Genomic DNA, 20,937 nt, shown 5'->3' with positions numbered 1-20,937 from the left:
CCAGTTGTACCTGGGCGGTGGGGGCGGTGCCGGCACCACCAACACGGCCAGCTCCATAAGTAGCAGCGGGGCCTCGGTGGGGGCCTCATCATTCTGAGCTCGGGCACCGTGAGCGGCACGGCCACCATCACCGCCAATGGCTCGGCGGGCCTGAGCGAGGGGGCCACCAGCACAGCCGGCGGCGGCGGCGGCGCGCCGGCGGTACCGTGGTGCTGACGGCCACCTCCGGCCTCGGCGGCCTGACGGTGCAGGCCAACGGCGGCGCGGGTGGCACTACCAACTACAGCGGCGGCGGTGGTGGCGGCGGGGCCGTGTACAGCGCAGGGGCCCTGGCCAGCGTAGCCGCCGTGGCGGCGGGCCCGGGCGGCACGGGTGCCACGGACGGCGTGGCTGCCACCAACGCCCCAACGAACGGCCCCCGGGGCGCTACCTGCGCGCCCACGCTCAGCGTTGTGCTGCAAACCACCACGCCCCAGGTGACGCGCACGAACACGAACGAGGTGCGCCCGGCCACCTATGTGCTCACGGCATCGAACACGGGCGGGGGCACGCTGGGCCTCAGTATCACCCCGACGATGGCCACCAACGGGGCTGGCCTGTTTACCTACGCCAGCACCACGGCGGCCGTGCTCACCTACGCCGATGGCACCAAGAAAACCCTGGCCGCGGGCACCGACTACACCGAGCCGGCCGCCGGCGGTGCGTCGCCCACCTTCGCCCTCGATGAGGCCCTCAACGTGCCGGGCGGGGCCAGCGTGGCCTTCACGTTCACCGCCAGCATTGCGGCGGCAGCCGTCAACAACCAGCCCTACGCCTCAAATGCCGCCGTGGCCTACCTGAACCCAACCCGCGTCACGGCCACGGCCACGGCCGCGGGCACGGCCTACACCAGCGCCAGCAGCACCGCCCCCGATGTGGTAACCATCGTGGCGCCGCTGCCGGTGGTGCTGACCGCGTTCGATGCCACGGCGGTGGGGGCCGATGCGCTGCTGAGCTGGCGCACGGCCCAGGAAGTAAACAACCACCACTTCGACGTAGAACGCTCGCTGGACGGGCGGGTGTTTGAGAAGATTGGGGCCCTACCGGGCCACGGCACCACCAGCACCGCCTCCAGCTACCGCTACACCGATGCGGGCGCGGCCGCGCTGGGCAGCGTGCTCTACTACCGCTTGCGGCAGGTAGACAACAACAGGGCCTGGAGCCTAGCCCAGCCCGTGGCGGTACAGTTCCGCCGGGTGGCCAACGTGGCAGTTGCCCTGTTCCCGAACCCCACCACCGGCCGGGTAACGCTGGACCTGACCCGCCTGCCCGCCGGTACCTACACCGTGCAGGTGCTCGACCTCACGGGCCGTGTGGTGCAGCATTACCAGTACCAGCCGGGGGCCCAGCCGCTCGACGTGCAGCCGCTGGCCACCGGCACGTACTTCGTGCGGGTGCAGGGCGGCGGCGTGAACGCCACGCTGCCGCTGCTGCGCCAGTAGCCGCCCCGCCGGGGCCCCCGCCAGCCGCGCAGCCGGCGGATAATTTTAAAAAGCCCCTGGCATTGTGCCAGGGGCTTTTTGCGTATCCGGGCCCCGGGCCTGGGCACTGCCGGAGAGAGGCGCGCCGCGCGTAGTACATTCACCGGAAAAAATATTTGCCCTTGTTCACCATCCTCGCCCAACGTCTCCTGGTGCTGCTGTTGCTGGCGGCCCCGTTGCTGGCCCCCGCCCAGCGCCGCTCGGCCCGGCCCACGCACCGCGCCACTCGCCCCAAAGCCATTGCCCGGGGCCCCCGCCCCAAGGCACCGGCCGCCGTCGCGCCCGCCTTCACGCAGTACCTGCACTCGCCCTGGGTCGATTCGCTGATGCGCGTGCTCACGCCCGACCAGCGGGTGGCGCAGTTGTTTATGGTGGCCGCGTACTCGAACCGCCAGCGGATTGACGAGGATTCGGTGTCGGCGCTGGTGCAGCAGTACGGCATCGGGGGGCTGATTTTCTTCCAGGGGGGCCCTGTGCGGCAATCCAAGTTGCTGAATCGCTACCAGGCCCAGGCCCGGGTGCCGCTGCTGGTGGCCCTGGACGGTGAGTGGGGCGTGGGCATGCGGCTGGATAGCATCGAAAAATTCCCGTACCAGATGAGCCTGGGCGCGGTGGCCGGGGCTGACACGGCCCTGCTCTACGGCATGGGTACGGAGGTGGCCCGGCAGTTCCGGCGCCTGGGCATGCACGTCAACTTCGCCCCGGTGGTCGACGTGAACAACAACGCCGCCAACCCCGTCATCGGCTTCCGCAGCTGGGGCGAAAACCCCGCCGCCGTGTCGCGCGCCAGCCGCCAGTACATGCGCGGCATGCAGGACGCGGGCGTGCTGGCCGTGGCCAAGCACTTCCCCGGCCACGGCGACGTGGACGTGGACTCGCACCTGGCCCTGCCCACGGTGCGCGTGGACCGCCGCCGGCTCGACTCGCTGGAACTGCCGCCCTTCCGCAACCTGATTGCCAACGGCTTGGGCGGCATGATGGTGGCCCACCTCAACGTGCCGGCCCTCGATACCACGGGCACGCCCACCACGCTCTCGCGCCCGGTCATCACCGGGATGCTGCGCGGCCAGCTGGGCTTCAACGGCTTGATTTTCACCGACGCCATGAACATGAAGGGCGTGACGAGCAAGTACCCGCCCGGTGAGGCCGACGTGCGGGCCCTGCAAGCCGGCAACGATATCCTCGAGTTCAGCCGCAACGTGCCGCTGGCCTTGCAAATGGTGCGCGCCGCTGTGGACAGCGGCCGGATTTCGCAAAAGGAAATCGACCAGCATTGCCGCCGCGTGCTGGCCCTCAAGCAGTGGTCCGGCCTGAACCACTACCGGCCCATCGACCTCAAAAACCTGGTGGCCGACCTCAACCCGCCACACGCCCGCTACCTCAGCCACCGCCTCACCGAGCTGAGCCTCACGCTGCTGCGCAACCAGAAAAGCTTGCTGCCCCTGCGCCGCCTCGACACGCTGCGGGTGGCCACGCTGGTGCTCGGTGGGGCCCCAGGCGACACCACGGCCTTTCAGATAGCGGTGGCCGACTACGTGCCCACGGCCCACTTCCACGCCGCCGCCAACCCCACGCTCGACGAGCTGGTGCGCCTGCGCGCGGCCCTGAAACCCTACAACCTGGTGCTGGTGAGCCTGCAAGGCCTGGGCCGCCTGCCGGCCACCAACTTCGGCATCACACCCGAAGACAACCTGCTGCTGCGCGAGCTGGCCGGCCAGCAGCAAACGCTGGTGCTCAGCGTGTTCGGCTCGGCCTACGCCGTGGCCAAAGTGCGCGACCTCGACCGGGCCGCTGCCGTGGTGCTGGCCTACCAGGAGAGCCCCGACGCTCAGAGCCTGGCCGCCCAGCTCATCTTCGGCGGCGTGGGGGCCCAGGGCACGCTGCCCGTCACGGTGGCCAACAACTTGCCGCGCGGCTTCGGCCTGAAAACCGAAGGCGGCCTGCGCCTGCGCTACGCCAACGCCGAAGACGTGGGCCTCGACGGCCGCCTCGAAGCGCGCATCGACAGCCTCGTGGGCCGGGCCCTGGCGGTGCAGGCCGTGCCCGGCTGCCAGGTGGTGGTGGCCCGCAACGGCACCGTGGTGCTGCGCAAAAGCTACGGCAACCACACCTATGCCGGCTACTCCGACACCGAGCCGGTACTGAAAAAGCAAAAGGGCCGCCGCTCCCTCGAAACCGCCGCGCCCACAGGGGCCCTGAGCGTGCCCCGCCCGGTGGCCGACGGCGACCTCTACGACCTGGCCTCGCTCACGAAGCTGCTGGCCTCCACGCCGGCGCTGCTGCGGTTGCAACAGGAAGGCAAGTTCAGTCCCGACAGCACGTTGGGTAATTACTTCCCGTTTTTGCGCGGTACTAATAAGGCCAACCTGAACATGCGCGAGGTGCTGGCCCACCAGGCCCGCCTTAAGGCGTTCATTCCGTTCTGGAAGGAGCTAACCAACTCGAAGGGGGCCCTGCGCCGCCGCTACTTCCGCCCCGATTCGTCGGCCCGGTTCCCGCTGCTGGTGGCCCGGGGCCTGTGGGCCAGTCGCGGCCTGCCGGCGCGCATCAACCAGGAAATAGGGGCCTCGCCGCTCAACGAAAAGCCCGGCTACGTGTACTCCGATTTGTCGTTCATGCTGTACCCGCAGCTGGTGCGGTCGCGGTCGGGGCTGCCGTTTGAGGACTTTTTGCAGCGCGAGGTGTACCGGCCGCTGGGGGCCACCACGCTGGGCTTCCGGCCGGCGCGGCGCTTCCCGCTGGCCCGCATTGTGCCCACCGAGTACGACTCCACTTTCCGCCGGCAGCTGCTGCACGGCACCGTGCACGACGAGGGCGCGGCCTTGCTGGGCGGCTTCTCAGGCCACGCCGGCCTGTTCGGCAACGCCAACGACGTGGCCAAGCTCGTGCAGACCTACGCCTGGGGCGGCCAGTACGGCGGCCAGCAGCTCTTCGATAAAAAGATCTTGGACGACTGGACGCGCTGCCAGTTTTGCCCCGACAACCGCCGGGCCCTGGCCTTCGACCGCCCCGCGGCCGACCCCAGCGTGAACTTCGCCAAAAGCTCGTCGCCGGCCGCCTTCGGCCACACTGGCTACACGGGCACCTCCTTCTACGTCGAGCCCCAGTACGGCCTCGTGGTCGTGTTCCTCTCCAACCGCGTGCACCCCACCCGGCGCAACGGCAAAATATCGGAAGTGGGCGTGCGCACCGGCCTCATGCAAGTGGCCATCGAGAGCGTGCTGAACCCGTAGGGCCCCGGTGGTCTGATGGCCAGTGCCGTGCTTTTAAGACTTCCGCTTCTTTGCGCCCACCCATACTCAGCTCTGACCACCTCCTGACGGCCTCGTTCATTGTAGTTCTTGGGGGTGGGCTTGGCTGCTACGCTTATAGCCAACCCCCCGGCCCGCGACGACAGCGCCCTTTTTCGCCGCTGGACGTAAGGCCTGCCCGCCGCCGTGGTGGCCCAGGTCACGCCCGAAGTTTGGCGAAAGCTGGTCCGCGCCTACTTTGCCGTGGTGGTGCCGGTGCTGGCCATAGGCGCGGCGGTGGGGGTGGTTGGGCCCCAGCGGCTGGCTTTTCCCTTCGTCATCCTTTTCGGTTTGTTGGTGCAGGTGGCGGCGCGCTTTTTCGTCCGGCGCTACTTGCTGCGCCAGGCGCGGCTGGCGTAGGCGGCCCGGGGCCCCTAGGGGTTTATGCTAGCCGGTTGATTTGAGCGCGCATTGAACCTGTGGGGTCCCGGTGGCCAAGGTTTTAGTGTCAATTTGCTGGGCGGCGCCTACATTTGAGCATCTCTTGATCCATTGCCCCGCTGCTCATGCTTGCCGCCGCCGAAATGTCCGATTTTGCCCTGGCTTTGGTTGGAACCGGGACGGTCGTCGCCGCCGTGCTGATGGCCAACCCACCGGCCCGCACCGACAGCGCTCTGTTCCGCCGTTGGACGCGGGGACTGCCGGCCGACGTGGCCGCCAGGGTATCAGACGCCGACTGGAAACGGCTGGTGCGCACGTACTACGCTTGGGCAATGGGGGCCTTGTTGGTGCTGGGCGCGTTGATACTATGGGTGTTGCCAGCCCAGCGGGCCCTGCCGGCCACCACGCTTTTCTGCCTGGCCACGGTATTTGGGGCCCGCTTTTTCGTCCGGCGCCACTTGCTGCGCCAAGCGCCACCGCTCGCGTAGCGGGCTGCGTCCCGGGGCCCCAAGGGCTACCCAATTTTCTGCTCGGCTTGGAGCCAGGCCACAGCGTCGGTTTCGGTGATGGTTTGGTTCATGCGGAAGGGGTGGCCGTCGTAGGTATGCGGCTCGGGCACGGCGCCGTCCTGCATAAATTCTTCGCGCAGGTCGGGCGCCATGAAGTACACCATGCACACCGGGGCCCCAACGTGCGCACTAGCTGGTTGTAGTAGGTGCCCAGCAGCCAGGCAAGCGTGGCTGGCGCGCTGCGGTGCCGCCGCCGGATGTCGAGCAGCCAGTAGCGGGCCTGGTGCGGCTGGGCGGCGGCCAGCAGGTCGTCGTAGCCCTGCCGGGCCTCGGCTTCCGTCACGGGCCGCAGCCAGCGGCCCACCAGGATGTCGTTGTACGGTTGGTAGCTGATTTCCAGGAAATAAGCCGAAGGGTAGGGCAGGGGCATTTACGAAAACGTGGGGCAGCAGAGGGCCGGGGCCCCCGCTTCAACGAAAGCGCCGAAGTAAGGTTGGCGTGGGCCCCCAAACGCGCGGCGCGTGGCTATCTTCCGGACCCGTTCCCACCCCACCCGCTCCTGCTTATGTTAGGCCTCATGATGCACGCGCCGCTGCGCGTAGCCGCCCTGCTCGAACACGCCGCCAAGTGGCACGCCGACACCGAAATTGTGTCGCGCCTGCCCGAGGGCGGCCTTTTCCGCTACACCTACGCCGCCGCCGATGCCCGCGCCCGCCGCCTGGCCGGGGCCCTGGGGCGCCTGGGCGTGCAGCCGGGCGACCGGGTGGGCACCCTGGCCTGGAACACCCACCGCCACTTCGAATTGTACTACGGCGTGGCCGGCATCGGGGCCGTGTGCCACACCATCAACCCGCGCCTGTTTGCCGAGCAGCTGGTCTACATCATCAACCACGCCCGCGACCGGGTAATTTTCTTCGATTCAACGTTTTTGCCGCTCGCCGAGAAGCTGGCCCCGCACTGCCCGCACGTCGAGGAATGGATTTTGCTGGCGGGCCCCGAGCACCTGCCGGCCACCACCACGCTGCCCGGCCTGCGCAGCTACGAGGCCCTGCTGGCTCCCGAAATGGCTGATTACGAGTGGCCCACGTTCGACGAGAACACCGCCTGCTCGCTCTGCTACACCTCCGGCACCACCGACCAGCCCAAGGGCGTGCTCTACTCGCACCGCTCCACGGTGCTGCACGCGCTGGCCATTTCGCTGCCCGATGCCCTGGGCTGCTCGGCCCTCGACGTGGTGCTGCCCGTGGTGCCCATGTTCCACGTCAACGCCTGGGGCTTCCCCTACATGGCGCCCCTCAACGGGGCCAAGCTGGTGCTGCCGGGCCCCGGCCTAGATGGTGCCAGCTTGTTCGAGCTGTTTGAAAGCGAGAAGGTTACCTTCTCGGCCGGGGTGCCCACCATCTGGCTGGGGCTGTTGCAGTTCATGCGCCAGAGCGGCCACCGCTTCAGCACCCTGAAGCGCACCGTGGTGGGCGGCTCGGCCTGCCCACCGGCCCTGATGGAAGCCTTCGAAAGCGAGTTGGGCGTCACCATCCGCCACGCCTGGGGCATGACGGAAACCAGCCCGCTCGGCACCGCTGGGGTGCTCAAAGCCAATCAGTTGGCGCTGCCGCTAGCCGACCAAAAGGCGGTGCTGCAAAAGCAGGGTCGCGTGCTGTTTGGGGTGGACATGAAGATTGTGGACGACGCCGGCCAGGCTCTGCCCCACGACGGCGTGGCCTTCGGCGACTTGCTGGTGCGGGGCCCCTGGGTGGTGGGCGACTACTACGGCGACCCCAACCCTGGCCACCTCACCGCCGACGGCTGGTTCCGTACCGGCGACGTGGCCACCATCGACGCCGCCGGCTTCATGCAAATTACCGACCGCTCGAAGGACGTCATCAAGTCGGGCGGTGAGTGGATTTCGAGCATCGAGCTGGAAAACCTGGCCGTGGGCCACCCCGCCGTGGCCGAGGCCGCCGTTATCGGCGTGGCCAGCCGCAAGTGGGCCGAGCGTCCGCTGCTAATAGTGGTGCGTCGTCCGAGCCACGAGGTATCAGCCGAAGAATTACTGGCCTTTTTCGAAGGCAAAGTGGCCCGGTTCTGGGAGCCCGACGCGGTGGAGTTTGTGGACCAGCTGCCCCACACCGCCACCGGCAAGCTCCTCAAAACCCAGCTCCGCAAAGACTTCGCGGGCTACGAAGTGCCGTAGAGACTGTACCGCCAAGCTGTGCTTGGCCTTGCCCCAGGGCCCCCAAGGCAAGCAGGAGTTCTTGTAAAGCCATTCGCTGGAAAAATCTGGAACAAGGCCGAGCACAGCTTGGTAATACAGCACGTTGAACGCATGGAGCTGACGCATTACCAACGCCGTTTGCCGCACCAGCTCGGTCCGGGTGCGTCGTATTTCGTCACGTTCCGTCTTGCGGGCTCGTTGCCCCGCGAAACGGTAGCGCGGCTGTTGGAGGAGCGTGCCTTACGCAAGCAAGAGCCCACTGTGCCCGATGCTGGCAAGCGCTTTTTCGGGGCTTTTGATGCGGTGCTTGACCGTGCCAGCCAGGGCCCCTGCTACCTTACCAACTCCGCCGAAGCGGCTATTGTGCGGGCCGCCCTGCACTTTTTGGATGGCCCGGGCTACGAGTTGCTGGCTTATTGCATAATGCCCAACCATGTGCACCTGGTAGTGCATCTGCCGCTGGAAACTATTGCGCCGCTGGCCTGTACCCTCCAGCGGCTCAAAAGCCACACCGCCCGGCAGCTCAACCAGCTGCGCGAAAGCACTGGCCAGGTCTGGCAGCGCGAGAGCTCCGACCATCGCGTCCGCGATGCGCATGAGCTAATGGCTATCATCGCCTATACGCTCAACAACCCGGTCAAAGCCGGCTTGGCCCAGGAGTGGCAACAGTGGCCCCATAGTTATTGGCGCGAACCGTAGCGTTGTGTACCGCCAAGCTGTGCTTGGCCTCGCCCCAGGGGCCCAAAACGCACTTTGGTTCTTCTCAAAAAAGAGGGCGAAGTGGCCGTGCCTGGGGCCCCAGGGCAAGGCCAAGCACAGCTTGGCGGTACGGGCTACCGGCCTAGCTCCTCAGCCCTATCCCGCGCCGCGCCGGCGCCGGCAATCAGGCCCTCGCGCACCTGGCCCGTGCCAAAGGCGCGCATGGCCGCCTCGGTGGTGCCGCCTTTGGAGGAGACTTTGGCAATCCAGTCGGCGCAGCTCAGGCCGGCTTGTGAGTACAATTCCACGGCCCCGCGGAAGGTCTGGCTCACCAGCAGCTCGGCCTCGGCGGGGGCGAAGCCCATTTGGACGGCCGCTGCCATCAGGGCGTCCATGCAGTAGTACACGTAGGCCGGGCCGCTGCCCGAAATAGCCGTGCTGGCGTCGATGGCGGCCTCGTTTTCCACGTAAATGGTTTTGCCGGTGGTACTTAGCAGGTTTTGCACCTGCACCAGCTCGGCGCGGCTTACCTCGTCGGTGCTGGTGAAGGCCGTCATGCCCATCCCGATTTGGGCGGGCAGGTTGGGCATGGCCCGGATGATTTTGGGCGTGCCCAGCGCCTGCCGCAGCGTGGCCACCGTCACGCCCGCCATGATGCTGAGCACCACCTGTTCGGGCTGCACCAGCCCCGCCAGCCGCGCAAACAGGGCCCCGGAGTCCTGCGGCTTCACGGCCAGGATGATGATGCTGGCGCCGGGCACGCACTCCTCGGGCGTGCCCCACACCGTACCGATTTCGTGGGCCGCCAGGGCCCCCACCCGCTCGGGCGAGCGGGCCAGCAGCCGCAAATCGAGCCGCGAGGTGATGTGGGCGCGCACGAAGCTGCGGGCGTAGGTGAGGCCCATGTTGCCGCCGCCGATGATGAGAATTTTCATGGAATAAAGTATTGCAGGGGTAGCGACGCAGCTTGCGCCTTGGGCCTGAGTGACTTGCCGAAAAACCGTGTAAGCCTGCTTTCCAGTCCGGAGCCGCAAAGATGCGCCACTGCGCCGGCCCTTGCGCTACCCCGGGGCCCTACACCTTCACAATCACGCCCCGCTTGCGCATCAGGTGCAGGATGCCCCACCAGATGACGACCAGCGTGAGGGCCCCGGCGAGCGAGGCATTGCGCGGGTCCTGGAACAGCGGCGCGATGCCCCAGCGGTACAGCCAATCGCTGAAGCCCAGTTGGTTGCCCTGGGGCCCCGTTAGCTGAAACAGCCCGAACGTGCGCGAGAGGATGGCCGAGAGGAAGAACACCGTGACGGCGTTCACGCCGTAGTCCATGGCTGGGGTGGTGAAGCGGCGGTAGCCCTGCACGTCGCACAGCCAGTACAGGGCCGCCAGCATGGCCAGGGCCAGGCCCCCGGCAAACAGCACGTAGGAGCTGGTCCACAGCGCTTTGTTGATGGGAAACCAGCCGTTCCAGACGAGGCCCAGCACAATGGCCGCGCCCGCCGCCCCGAACAGCCAGGCCACTTTGGTGACCGGCTCAGGGGCCGGGCGGCGCAGCCACTGGCCGGCCAGGGCCCCCAGCAGGCCCGTGCCCAAGGCCGGCAGCGTGCCCAGCAAGCCCTCGGGGTCCCAGGTGCGCGACGATTTCCAGAGGTGCGGGATGGTGATGACGAGGCGGTCGAGCCAGGCCTCCAGGTTGGCTTCGGGCGCCAGGCTGGCGGGGCCTACGCCGGGCACCGGCACCACTTGCAGCAGCACCGCGTAGCCCATTAGCAGGGCCCCTAATATGGCCAGCTGGGCGCGCCAGTTGGTGTAGAGGAAAATCACGCTGCACCCAAAAAATACCAGCCCCGTGCGCTGCAACACGCCCAGGATGCGCACCTCTGAGAAATCGAAGTGCGGGTAGAGCGACGTGAGCACGCCTAGCCCAAACAGCAGCGCCGCCCGCCGCGCCACCCGCGCTACCAGGGGCCCCCGGGCGTCGCCGCGGCGCTTGGCCCCGTCGAGGGCGTACACCAAACTCACGCCCACGATGAACAGGAAAAACGGGAAGATGAGGTCTGTGGGCGTGCAGCCGTTCCATTCGGCGTGCTCCAGTGGCGGGTAGATGTGGCCCCAGTCGCCGGGGTTGTTCACCAGCGTCATGGCCATTACGGTGAGGCCGCGGAACACGTCGAGGCTGATGAGGCGGCCGGGCTGCGAGGCTTCGGCCAGGGGCAGGGCCCCGGTGGTATCGAGGGCGGCTTGGGTGGTGGCGCGCATGGGGAGAGCGGGTGGGGAGCGGGAGTTTTGAGGCGGGTGGGAAGCGATTTAAAACGTCATGCTGAGCGCAGTCGAAGCATCTCTCCCGCTGACCGAATCAATCGATTGGATTGCTGCTGCGGGAGAGATGCTTCGGCTGCGCTCAGCATGACGGCCTGACAATTAATTGAATTGTGCCTGATAAAAACCGCATAAATTTTGAACAATTTCAATTCACTAAAATCACATTCTCCGAATGTTTTGTAATCTTAGCGCTTTCAGTGTGAATAAAAACATTTGCCCCGGGGCCCGGCGCACAACTTTTGCCCGGTACGGTGGGCCCCCTCGGCTGGGATGAGCCCTACCGGGGCCCCAGTTTTTGCTACTATCCTTTCATTTCCAACCCTTAAGCTGCTGCTATGAAACAACTTTACTTAGCGGGATTCCTACTGGCGGCGGAGGCCGCGCTGGCCCCCGGCGCCCGGGCCCAAACCACGGCCCCTGCTAGCCGCACCGTAACCGGCACCGTGCTGGGCTCCGTCGACCGGCTGGCCATTCCCGGCGTCAACGTGCTGGTGAAGGGCACCAACCAGGGCACCGCCACCAACGCCGACGGCCGCTACTCGCTGGCCAACGTGCCCGATGGCGCCACGCTGGTGTTCAGCTTCGTGGGCTACAAATCGGTGGAGCGCCCGGCCACTACCGACAACCTCGACGTGGCCCTGGCCGCCGACGCCAACGGCCTCGACGAGGTGGTGGTGACGGCCTACAACATCAAGCAGGACAAGCGCACGCTCGTGACGGCCGTGCAGGAAGTGCAGGGCAAAGACCTAATCGACTCGCGCCAAACCAACGTGGTGAACGCCCTGCAAGGCAAGGTGGCGGGCGTAAGCATCACCTCCTCGGGCGGGGCCCCGGGCGAAGGGGCGGCCATCGTTATCCGCGGCGGCACCTCGCTCGACGGCGACAACCAGCCGCTGTTCGTAATCGACGGCATGATCATGGACAACAGCTCGTTCCAGGAAAGTACGGCGCCCGGCGGGGGCTCCGCTTTCAACGGCCTGTTGGGCCGCTCGGTGGGCGCCTCGAACCGCGCCGGCGACCTCAACCCCGAGGACATTGCCAGCATGACCGTGCTAAAGGGCCCCGCCGCGGCCGCCCTCTACGGCCTGCGCGCGGCCAACGGTGCGGTGGTGATTACGACCAAAAAAGGCTCGGCTGGCCGCACCACCCTCAACTACCGCAGCCAGGTATCGGTGGACCAGGTGAACCGCCTGCCCAGCATGCAGGGCCAGTACGGGCAGGGCACCAACGGCATTTTCGACGGTACCACCCGGCAGTCGTGGGGGGGGGCCTTCGCAGCGAACCAGTCGGTGTACGACAACGTGGGCGACTTTTTCCAGAAGAGCACCACCTTCCAGAACTTCCTGAACCTGTCGGCCGGCTCCGACAAGTCGTCGTTTTTCGCCTCGGCCTCCAACCTGCACCAGAACGGCGTGGTGCCCAACAGCTCGTACGACAAAACCACGGTGCGCCTCTCGGGCTCGGCCACCATTTCGCCCAAGCTGAGCGTGACCGGCTCGGCCCAGTACCTGGGCACGGCCAGCGTGCGGCCGTTGCAGGGCCCCGGGCTGTTTGGCTCGTCGGGCGGCTTTTTGCTGAGCCTGCTGAACTGGCCACGCGGCGACGACGCCCGCAACTACCTCAACCCCGACGGCAGCCGCCGCCGCCTGCTGGCCGTGGGCAACGGCACCGACGCCGACGCCGACAACCCGTACTGGTCCAGCGAGAAAAACCCCCAGAGCGAGGGCACCAACCGCTTCATCGGCAACGTGCAGCTCACCTTTTCGCCCACCAAGTGGCTCACGCTGAGCCACAACATCGGGTCGGACTTCTACACCACCACCACTACCTCGGTGCGGGGGTACGGCACCTCGCAGGTGGGCAACCAGAACGGCGGCATTGCCCAAACCGTGGACCAGTTCCGGCTGATTACGGCCACCACGCTGGCCACCCTCACCCACGATTTTGGGCCCCACGTGGGCACCTCGCTGGTGGTGGGCAACACGATTGAGGAGAATAAGGACCGGGCGGTGGACTACATCGGCCTGATTTTCCAGAACCCCAATTTCATCGGCCTCAACAACACCGTGAACCGGGGGGCCCTGCAGCGCGACGCCACGCGCCACCTTATCGGCACGTTCGCCCGCCTGAGCACCACGATTTACGACCAGCTGTTCCTCGAATTGCAGGCCCGCTACGACAAGTCCTCCACGCTGCCGCGGCCCGACGAAAGCAAGATTTACGGCAAGGGCTTCCTCTACGGCTCGGCCGGCCTGGGCTACGAGTTTACCAAAATGCTGGGCCTGGAGCAGAGCAACATCCTGAACTACGGCAAGATCCGCGCCTCAGTGGCCGAAGTAGGCAAGGATACGGGGCCCTACCGCGTGCTCTCGGCCCTGACGCAGAACACCTACATCGGCGGCGGCTTCCGCAACGACTTCTTCGGCTCGAACCCCAACCTGAAGCCCGAGCGCACCCGCACCTACGAGGTGGGCGCCAACGTGCAGTTCCTGAAAAACCGCCTGGGCCTGGACCTGAACTACTATTACTCGCGCACCCGGGACCAGCTCATCGCCCCGCGCGTGAGCCAGGCGTCGGGCTTCATTTTGCAGTACATCAACGGCGGCATTGTGACGAACAAAGGGCTGGAAATCAGCCTCACGGGCTCGCCCATCCGCAACGCGAACGGCTTCAACTGGGACGTGATTGCCAACTTCTACCACAACACCAACAACGTGGAATCGCTGCCCTCGCCGCTCACGGTGGTGTACCAGTCCGACACGTTCATTACCGACGTGCACGAGGGCGGCGCCTTCCCGGGCAAGGCCATTTCGGGCCTGGCCGCCACCGACTTCGTGCGCGTGACTGACCCCAACAGCCAATACTACGGCCAGATGATCATCGGCGCCACCGGCCTGCCGTCGGTTAGCACGGCCTTCATCTACGCTGGCAATAGGGCCCCGCGCTTCACCACGCAGCTCACCAACACGTTCACTTACAAAGGCCTGAGCCTGACCAGCCTGCTCGACTTCCGGGTGGGCGGCGTGGTGGTGAACGGCAACGACTGGTACCAGACCGGCGTGGGCACCTCGGTGCGCACCGCCGACCGCTACAAGCAGGTGGTGTTCAGTGGCGTAACGTCGACCACCAACCCCGACGGCACCGTGACCTACGCCCCCAACGCCCGCCCCACCGAGCTGACCCAGAGCTACTACCAGAACGTGCTGGCCCGCGCCGGCACCGCCTTCGTGGAGGATGGCTCGTGGGCCCGCCTGCGCTACGTGGCCCTGAGCTACGGCCTGCCGGTGCGCTGGCTGGGCGGCGCCTCGTCGTTCCTGAAAGGAGTGGACCTGAGCGTGACCGGCCGCAACCTGGTGCTGTTCACCAAGTACAGCGGCGCCGACCCCGAAACGGCTTCCTCGGGCGCCGGCGTGCGCGGCGGCGGCTCGGGCGGCATCGACTACGGCAACGTGCCCGCCACCCGCGGCGTGGACATGGCCGTGCGCGTGACTTTCTAAGCGAACCTTTCCTTTAGCTATCGACGATGAAAAATTACCTATTTGGGCTGGGCTTGCTGCTGGGGGCGGGGGCCCTCGGCGGCTGCGAGAAGTACCTCGACGTGAACACCAACCCCAACAACCCCACCACTTCGACGCCGAACTTCATCCTGCCGGGCATCATTTCCAACGGCATCCAGACGCAGATGTTTACGGCCCTGCGCACGCCCTACATTACGCAGTACGTGGTGGGCCGCACTGCCAACCTGGCCATTGATGGCTACTTCCTGACCAACGCCCAGAGCACCAACACGTTCAACTACTCCTACTTCCAGTCGGGCGGCAACATCCCAGGGATGCAGGCGGCGGCCCAGGCCGAGGGCTCGGCCTACTACGTGGGGGCCGGCGAAATCATGCAGGCCCTGATTCTGGCCCACGCCACCGACATGCTCGGCGACGTGCCCTTCACAGAAGCCTACCAGGGCGGGGCCAACTACACGCCCCGCTACGACCCGCAGCAGGACATCTACGCCACCGTCAACCGGCTGCTCGACGACGGCATTGCCCAGATGAGCAAGGACGCCGGCCAGAACGTGCGGCCGCTGTACGCCACCTCGCCCAGCGAGAGCGGCGACATCCTCTACAAGGGCAACACCACCCGGTGGGTGCAAATGGCCTACGCCCTGAAGGCGCGCGAGGCTCAGCACCTCACCAAAAAATCGACCTACGACCCCGCTGCCGTGCTGGCTTTGTGCGATAAGGCGTTCAAATCGTCGGCCGACGATGCGCAGCTGCAATTCCAAACGGCGGTGTCGCCGATTGTGAACACGACCAACATTTTTGGCATCACGCGGGCCAACTTCGGCACCGCCACGTTCTCGGCCAACTTCATCAAGTACCTCAACGGCACCACGTTTCCGGGCGTCACGGACCCGCGCTTCGGCGTGATGGCCCCCACCACCAGCGTGGGCGCCAACCCCGGCGTGGGCACCACCACCACCGCCAACCTCACGCCGGGTAGCACCATCACCGACTTCTACGGCGGCTGGTACGCTCGCGACCTGGCGGGCTACTTTGAGGTGATTACCTACCACGAGCTGAAATTTATTGAGGCCGAAGCTGCGTTTCGGGCCGGCAATAAGGTTAGGGCCCTGGCGGCGCTCAAGGAAGGTATTCGGGCGCACATAAAGAAAATCAGCGCCGGCGGCACGTTCTCGCCGCCCGCCGTCACGCTCCCGGCCATCACCGAGGCCCAGATTGCGGCCTACCTGGCCAGCGCCGCCGTGCCCCAAACGGAGGCCGACCTCACCACGCTGCGCCCCATCATGGAGCAGAAGTACATCGCCATGTTCCTGAACCCGGACTCGTGGTCGGACCTACGCCGGCTCGACTTTGACCCCAGCATTTACGTCAACTTCGCCTACCCGACGAACGCCAACCCCGTGCTGGCCAGCAAAACCGACCCCACCCTGCGCTACCCGCGCCGCCTGCTGCCGGGCGCCACCGAGGTGCTCTACAACCCCGCCGAAATTGCCCGCATCGGCGGCAACGACGCCGACTACATCACCCGCCCGATGTGGTTCGACTCTAAATAGGGCCCCCACGGACTTAGCTTCTCCTTCCCATGAAACAAATTTCTCCCAAGCTGCTGGGCGCGGCGCTGGCCCTGGCCGGCCTGGCCAGCGGCTGTAAAAAAGACATCGACACTTACTTTACCGAAGTGGGCGGGCAGTACCCTACGGTGCTCGCCGCGCTACTAACGCTGCCAGTGGGCTCGGGCGCGACCACCAACCTCAAGGTCGCCACGGGCGAAGTCATTCCGATTGAAATTCGGTTTGCCCAGCAAACCTCGCCCCTCAAGCAAATTGTGATTCTGCAAAAAATCGAGCCCAGCCGCGACTCGACCGTGGTGCAAACCATCAATTACGCCCCGGCCTTTTCGAAGCGCAAAAACGCCGATACGCTGGTGGTGAACTACACCGTACCCGCTGGCGCCAACAAGGCCAATGTGCGCGTGGACGCCCGCGTAGATGCCCAAAACGGCCAAACCAAGTACCTGAGCAACAACTTCCGCTTGGCCGAGGCCACGCCCACCGTGGCCATCAATTCGGGCCCCACCAACGTGACGCTCGGCACCGCGTCCACCGGCAACGCCCCCGGCGACATGGTGCGCTATAATCTGACGCTGAACGCGGGCGGCATCAACACGGCCGCGTTGTTCACCACCGCCGGCATCTTGTACAAAGACCTCGACAGCCTGAACGTGTACGCCAAGGTGGGCACGGCCGCCGAGCGCCGCATCGACCGCCGCAAGCTCACCGCCACCGGCGCCGCCACCACCCTGAACGTGGACGAGCCCCTGCCCATCGGCAGCGCCGGCCAAACGGTGACGTTCCGCTTCGAGGCCACCGTTAGGACCCCCGCGCGCCGCACCTCGGCCACGGCTGCCACCGGTGTGGCCGTGGTAGCGCCCACCGCCTTTAGCAGCACCGTGCGCACCGGCGCGCTGGCCTACACCAGCACCACCGGTGGCGACCTGGCCGCCTACGACCTCACCACGTTCGCACCAGTCGCCGCCGCCTCAGCCGTCACGACGAAGGACCTCACCATCAGCAGCACGGCTAGCAACGCCGTGCAATTCAGGGCCTTGAATACGACCCGCTACGTGCGCTCGAACACCGCCGTGTACACGGCGGCCACGCTCACCAGCGTGCGCCAGGCCTACACTGCCGCCGTTACTGCCGCCGCCACCGCCCAAGTCGCTACCCTCGACAACATCGTGGTCGGCGACGTCATCCTGGTAAAATTGCGCGGCCTCGACCAGTATGAAGCCCTGCAAGTGACGGGCATCAACCGCACCTCAACCATTGATGTGACAGTGAGTTTCAGCGTGAAGGCGCTGTAGCCCGCCGGGGCCCCAGGCTAAGCAAAAGGCCCTTCTCTGCAAAGAGAAGGGCCTTTTGCATTGGTAGAGGTTCTGTGTTCATTGAACAGAAACCGCCGCCGGGGGTGAGGTTGCGGCGTAGGAGCCCCAAGCAAACCGTCCAACGCGCGGACTCGCAGAGTCCACGCTACATTCAGTCCCCGCCGCCAAACAGGCGGCCGAAAAAGCCGCGCTTCTTGGTTTTCTTTTTGACCTTGAACTTATTGCCGGCGGCTTCTGCGTCTGGGTCCAGGGCCCCCAGCTTGGGAAATTTCAAGTTGGAGGCCTCCGGGGCGGCGGGCACCACGGCGGGGGCAGTGGCTAGGCCGGGCATGGAGGCCATGACAATTTCGGTGGGCAGCTGGCCGTTGGTGCGCAGGTTTACGGGGCGGCTCTCGTTGTGGAGGCGGTCGACGGCGGTGAGGTAGTAGGCGTAGGAGAGGCCCTCTTTGGCCGTGGTATCGATGAACGTGGCACCGCGGCCGGCGGTGGCGCGGGGCAGGGCGATGATGTGGCGCGGGTCGTCGGGCGTGGGGTACTCGCCGGGCCCGAAGCGGTAGAGCACGTAGTAGGCGGCCACGTCGCCGTCGGCCGCCGGGGGCCCCGGCTGCCAGCTCATGGTGGCGACGCGGCCGGCCCGGGTGAGGGCGAAGCCGGCCACGGGGCGCGGCGGCGTGGCGTCCAGCCACGGCATGGTGGGCACCAAGGCGGGGGCCCTAAACAGGTCCAGGCGCAGCGAATCGGTGGTGTGCAGCGGGTTTTCGCGCAGCGACTTGGCTGAGAAAAACACGCTGCCGCTGACGTCGCCGTCGTAGCTGCGGTTGAGGCGCACCTGCCGGGGCAACTCGCGTGGGTTGCGCCAGGTGGTGTCGGAGCGGGTGCTTTCGAGCATCCGGTAGGTGCCGTGGCCGATGTAGAGGTGGCGCCCGTAGCGGTTGCGCGTCCACCAATCGAGCATGGTGCCGTAGGGCACGAGCCGGAAATTGGTGCTCCAGTACAGCTGCGGCACCACGTAATCGATCCAGCCTTTTTGCAGCCACAGGCGCGTGTCGGCGTACAGGGCCGAGTAGCTGGGCTGCCCGGCGCGGGTGTCGGAGCCGTTGGGGTCGGCCGATTTGTTCATCCACACGCCGAACGGCGAGATGCCAAATTTCACCCACCGCTTGGCCGTGCGAATGCTGTCGTGCAGGTCGCGGATTAGGATATTGACGTTGTTGCGCCGCCAGTCGTCGAGCCGGGCAATGTCCTGCTCGGGCCGCTGGGCAAACGTGGCCTCGTCGTGAAACACCAGCTTCGGCTCTTGGTACGGGTAAAAATAATCGTCGAAGTGCACTGCGTCGATGTCGTAGCGCTTCACCACGTCCATGATAACGCGGGTGATGTGGGCGCGCACCGCTGGCAGGCCGGGATTGTAGAGCAGCGTCTTGCCGTACCAGATAAACCACTCAGGGTGCGTGCGGTACGGGTGCAGGGCCCCGAAGCGGCGCGTCACAGTATCGAGGCTGGCGCGGTAGGGGTTGAACCAGGCGTGGAACTCCATGCCACGCTTGTGGGCCTCGCTGATGAGGTAGGGGAGGGGGTCGGGGTCGCCGGCCGGGGCCCGGCCCTGCTGGCCGGTGAGCCACTTGCTCCAGGGCTCCAGGTCCGATTTGTAGAGGGCGTCCGACGCGGGCCGGATTTGCATAAATACGGCATTCAGGCCCGCGCGCTGGCCGGCGTCGAGCAGGCGGCGGTATTCGGCGCGGTACTGCACTGCGGATTCGCCGCGGGTGGTTGGCCAGTCAATGTTTTCGACGCTGGCAATCCAGAAGCCGCGCAGCTCGCGCTTGGGTGGCAGGGTGGCCAGCGAATCGGCGGGGCCCTGGGCCCGGGCCCCCAACCAGCTCACCAGCAAAAGAAGAAGCAAAACGGGGCGACGCAACACTACAACCATTCCAGCAGAAAAAGTGAAAGGCTGCAAATTACGACGCTCCGCGGGCCTTTCCCGAAAGGAGCCGGAAAGCCAGCCATTTCCTGCACTTGTTTCTAAATCACAAAAAAAGAACGTCAGGCCGCGCACGGCCTGACGTTCTTTTTTTGTGATTTCTATTAGCAAACTATCCTCTTTGCTCAGGAACCCGTCAGTTCGGTGTCGGTTTTGGGCTGGTCGGGGCCCCCTTCGAGGCCGTTGGTTTGGCTGGCGTCGCCGTAGTCGCCGCGGATGCCCGCGCCGTCGCCCATGTTTTCCTGGGTGCTGCTGGGGATGGCGCCGTCATCGGCGGTGCCGGCTTCGGGGTTGCCGCTGGCGTTCTGGTCTTTGTCAGTGCCCTGGTTGGTGGCGGGGCCCCCGGTGGTGGCGGTGTCGGGGCGGGGGTCGGTGGGGTTGGTCTCGGGAGCGGGCATGGGAGGGAAGGAAAAAGTGAGGCAGAAAAGCCGCGGCCAGCGGCTGCGTGCCTGTACTTACGGCGGCGTGCGGCCGCGGTTATGGGCGCGGCGCCCGAACTTGGGGCGGCGTTGCCGCGCCGGGGCCCCAGCGGCTGGTGCGGCGCGCCCGTTTCCACTCCCTTGCTTCATCCAAACCGTATTTCCGTGGCTGCTACTGCTCCCGATTTCTATTCGCAAAAACCGACGCTGAACTGTTGTTTTTCGTTGAGAACCCCGGCCAGTACGCCCCCGAGCTGGTGGCCGGGGCTGCCTCAGAGCTGCGCCGCCGCGGCGTGGCGCTGCCTGGGGCCCCCGCGCCCACTGCTGGGGCCCCCGCCGCGGCTGCCGATACCGACGATGCGCCCCGCGCCTGGCTCAAGCCCGTGGCTTTAGGCCTGGGCCTGCTGGTGCTGGGCGGCGGCACCTACTGGCTGAAGCAAAATAGCGACGCCGAAACCGCCGCCGCCCAGGCCCGCCTCGAAGCCAAGCGCCGCTTGCCCCCGCCTAAGCTCGTGGAGGCCGCCACCCACGCCATTCCCAACTACGACGCGGCGGTGGCGCGCACCATTGCCCAGCAGCTGCGCGCGGTGCCCGCCGCCGAGCAGGCCGACGCCCAGAAAATGCGCCAGTTCCGCGAGCTGGCCAAGCGGTTCTGGACCGCCGAAACCCAGACCGAGTACCTTACCGGCCTAGCCGAAACCGGTAAAACGGGCCCCGAATTTGCCGACCAGGCCCGGCTGGTGCGCGAAGCCTGGCAGGCCTGGAACCGCGCCACTATGTACGGTTACAGCTTCGGCCCCACGCTGCAAGCCCAGGTGAAGCGCATGGGAGAGGCCGCCAGCGGCCAGCAGCACATCCTCACCGACCTGCCCGACCTGCTGCCCGAAGACCGGTTCCGCGGCGACAAGGAAATCGTGAACCGCACCCTGGACGTGCAGGATGCCGTGGGGGGCCTCGTGCCGGTGTCGCCGGTGTCGGGGCAGCCCTACAAGCGCGTGGTAATCAAGGCAATGTAGCCGCTGGCCCGATGGAAGACGCCCCCGCCGCGCCCGACGCCGGCACTGCCCGCGCCCTGGCCCACTTTGCCGAGCGGCCCGACGCCGAGCTTTTTTACCTGGCCCAAAACGCCGCCCGCTACCCGCCCGCCGTGGGGGCGCCGCCGTGGCCGAGCTGCAACGCCGAGCCCTGGTACCGGCCCCGGCCGC

Annotated in this window: 15 protein-coding genes; 10 read left to right on the top strand and 5 right to left on the bottom strand. The window is 66.5% G+C overall.

Features of this window, described 5'->3' with window-relative positions:
- Nucleotides 1-206: 206 nt before the first annotated feature.
- The 4 genes from BEN49_RS23560 (at nucleotide 207) to BEN49_RS23545 (ending at nucleotide 5,679) form a co-directional block, all read left to right on the top strand.
- The gene (locus BEN49_RS23560; RefSeq protein WP_158023063.1) at nucleotides 207-1,481 is read left to right on the top strand and encodes a T9SS type A sorting domain-containing protein; all 1,275 of its coding nucleotides are present in this window, start codon (nucleotides 207-209) and stop codon (nucleotides 1,479-1,481) included.
- A 161-nt stretch (nucleotides 1,482-1,642) separates the two neighbouring features.
- Nucleotides 1,643-4,753, top strand: coding sequence for a serine hydrolase domain-containing protein (locus tag BEN49_RS23555; RefSeq protein WP_070747197.1), 3,111 nt, complete (start codon nucleotides 1,643-1,645; stop codon nucleotides 4,751-4,753).
- Nucleotides 4,754-4,957: 204 nt separating this feature from the next.
- Nucleotides 4,958-5,170, top strand: a complete 213-nt coding sequence (locus tag BEN49_RS23550) for a hypothetical protein (protein ID WP_070747195.1) — start codon at nucleotides 4,958-4,960, stop codon at nucleotides 5,168-5,170.
- Nucleotides 5,171-5,316: 146 nt separating this feature from the next.
- Nucleotides 5,317-5,679, top strand: coding sequence for a hypothetical protein (locus BEN49_RS23545; RefSeq protein WP_070747194.1), 363 nt, complete (start codon nucleotides 5,317-5,319; stop codon nucleotides 5,677-5,679).
- A gap of 88 nt (nucleotides 5,680-5,767) precedes the next feature.
- Here BEN49_RS23545 and BEN49_RS27330 read toward each other — a convergent pair whose 3' ends face one another.
- Nucleotides 5,768-6,130: a hypothetical protein gene (locus BEN49_RS27330; RefSeq protein ID WP_125917178.1), complete on the bottom strand. Its 363-nt coding sequence runs from the start codon at nucleotides 6,128-6,130 to the stop codon at nucleotides 5,768-5,770.
- Nucleotides 6,131-6,265: 135 nt separating this feature from the next.
- On the opposite strand from BEN49_RS27330, the gene BEN49_RS23540 reads away from it, so the two are divergent.
- A complete protein-coding gene (locus BEN49_RS23540) occupies nucleotides 6,266-7,891 on the top strand; it encodes a 3-(methylthio)propionyl-CoA ligase (protein ID WP_070747192.1) in 1,626 nt (541 codons plus the stop codon).
- Between the two features lie 132 nt (nucleotides 7,892-8,023).
- Nucleotides 8,024-8,611 carry an REP-associated tyrosine transposase gene (locus BEN49_RS23535; RefSeq protein WP_070747190.1) on the top strand — a complete coding sequence of 196 codons (588 nt, stop codon included), beginning with the start codon at nucleotides 8,024-8,026 and terminating at the stop codon, nucleotides 8,609-8,611.
- A 134-nt stretch (nucleotides 8,612-8,745) separates the two neighbouring features.
- Here BEN49_RS23535 and proC read toward each other — a convergent pair whose 3' ends face one another.
- Together proC and BEN49_RS23525 are read right to left on the bottom strand one after the other, a co-directional pair.
- Nucleotides 8,746-9,546 (bottom strand): pyrroline-5-carboxylate reductase, encoded by an 801-nt coding sequence (proC, locus tag BEN49_RS23530; protein ID WP_070747188.1) that lies wholly within the window; start codon nucleotides 9,544-9,546, stop codon nucleotides 8,746-8,748.
- Nucleotides 9,547-9,685: 139 nt separating this feature from the next.
- A complete protein-coding gene (locus tag BEN49_RS23525) occupies nucleotides 9,686-10,867 on the bottom strand; it encodes an acyltransferase family protein (protein WP_070747186.1) in 1,182 nt (393 codons plus the stop codon).
- A gap of 398 nt (nucleotides 10,868-11,265) precedes the next feature.
- Between BEN49_RS23525 and BEN49_RS23520 the strand changes: the two genes are divergently transcribed.
- Genes BEN49_RS23520 through BEN49_RS23510 form a run of 3 tightly spaced genes read left to right on the top strand, consistent with a single transcriptional unit; the run spans nucleotide 11,266 to nucleotide 17,311 of the window.
- Entirely contained in the window at nucleotides 11,266-14,427 is a 3,162-nt protein-coding gene (locus BEN49_RS23520) for a SusC/RagA family TonB-linked outer membrane protein (RefSeq protein WP_070747184.1), read from the top strand.
- A 26-nt stretch (nucleotides 14,428-14,453) separates the two neighbouring features.
- A complete protein-coding gene (locus BEN49_RS23515) occupies nucleotides 14,454-16,001 on the top strand; it encodes a SusD/RagB family nutrient-binding outer membrane lipoprotein (RefSeq protein WP_070747183.1) in 1,548 nt (515 codons plus the stop codon).
- 29 nt (nucleotides 16,002-16,030) lie between these two features.
- Nucleotides 16,031-17,311 carry a hypothetical protein gene (locus tag BEN49_RS23510; protein WP_070747181.1) on the top strand — a complete coding sequence of 427 codons (1,281 nt, stop codon included), beginning with the start codon at nucleotides 16,031-16,033 and terminating at the stop codon, nucleotides 17,309-17,311.
- Between the two features lie 172 nt (nucleotides 17,312-17,483).
- On the opposite strand, the gene BEN49_RS23505 is transcribed toward BEN49_RS23510, so the two are convergent.
- Both BEN49_RS23505 and BEN49_RS26405 read right to left on the bottom strand, forming a co-directional pair.
- Entirely contained in the window at nucleotides 17,484-19,235 is a 1,752-nt protein-coding gene (locus BEN49_RS23505) for a glycoside hydrolase family 10-like protein (RefSeq protein WP_239692079.1), read from the bottom strand.
- 203 nt (nucleotides 19,236-19,438) lie between these two features.
- Entirely contained in the window at nucleotides 19,439-19,711 is a 273-nt protein-coding gene (locus tag BEN49_RS26405) for a hypothetical protein (RefSeq protein WP_070747178.1), read from the bottom strand.
- A 236-nt stretch (nucleotides 19,712-19,947) separates the two neighbouring features.
- Here BEN49_RS26405 and BEN49_RS23495 point away from each other — a divergent pair, with 236 nt between their 5' ends.
- Nucleotides 19,948-20,748, top strand: coding sequence for a hypothetical protein (locus tag BEN49_RS23495; protein WP_070747176.1), 801 nt, complete (start codon nucleotides 19,948-19,950; stop codon nucleotides 20,746-20,748).
- Nucleotides 20,749-20,937: the final 189 nt, after the last annotated feature.

It is taken from the genome of Hymenobacter coccineus (assembly GCF_001816125.1).
GTDB lineage: Bacteria > Bacteroidota > Bacteroidia > Cytophagales > Hymenobacteraceae > Hymenobacter > Hymenobacter coccineus.
This window is presented reverse-complemented; position numbering and strand designations above follow the sequence as displayed.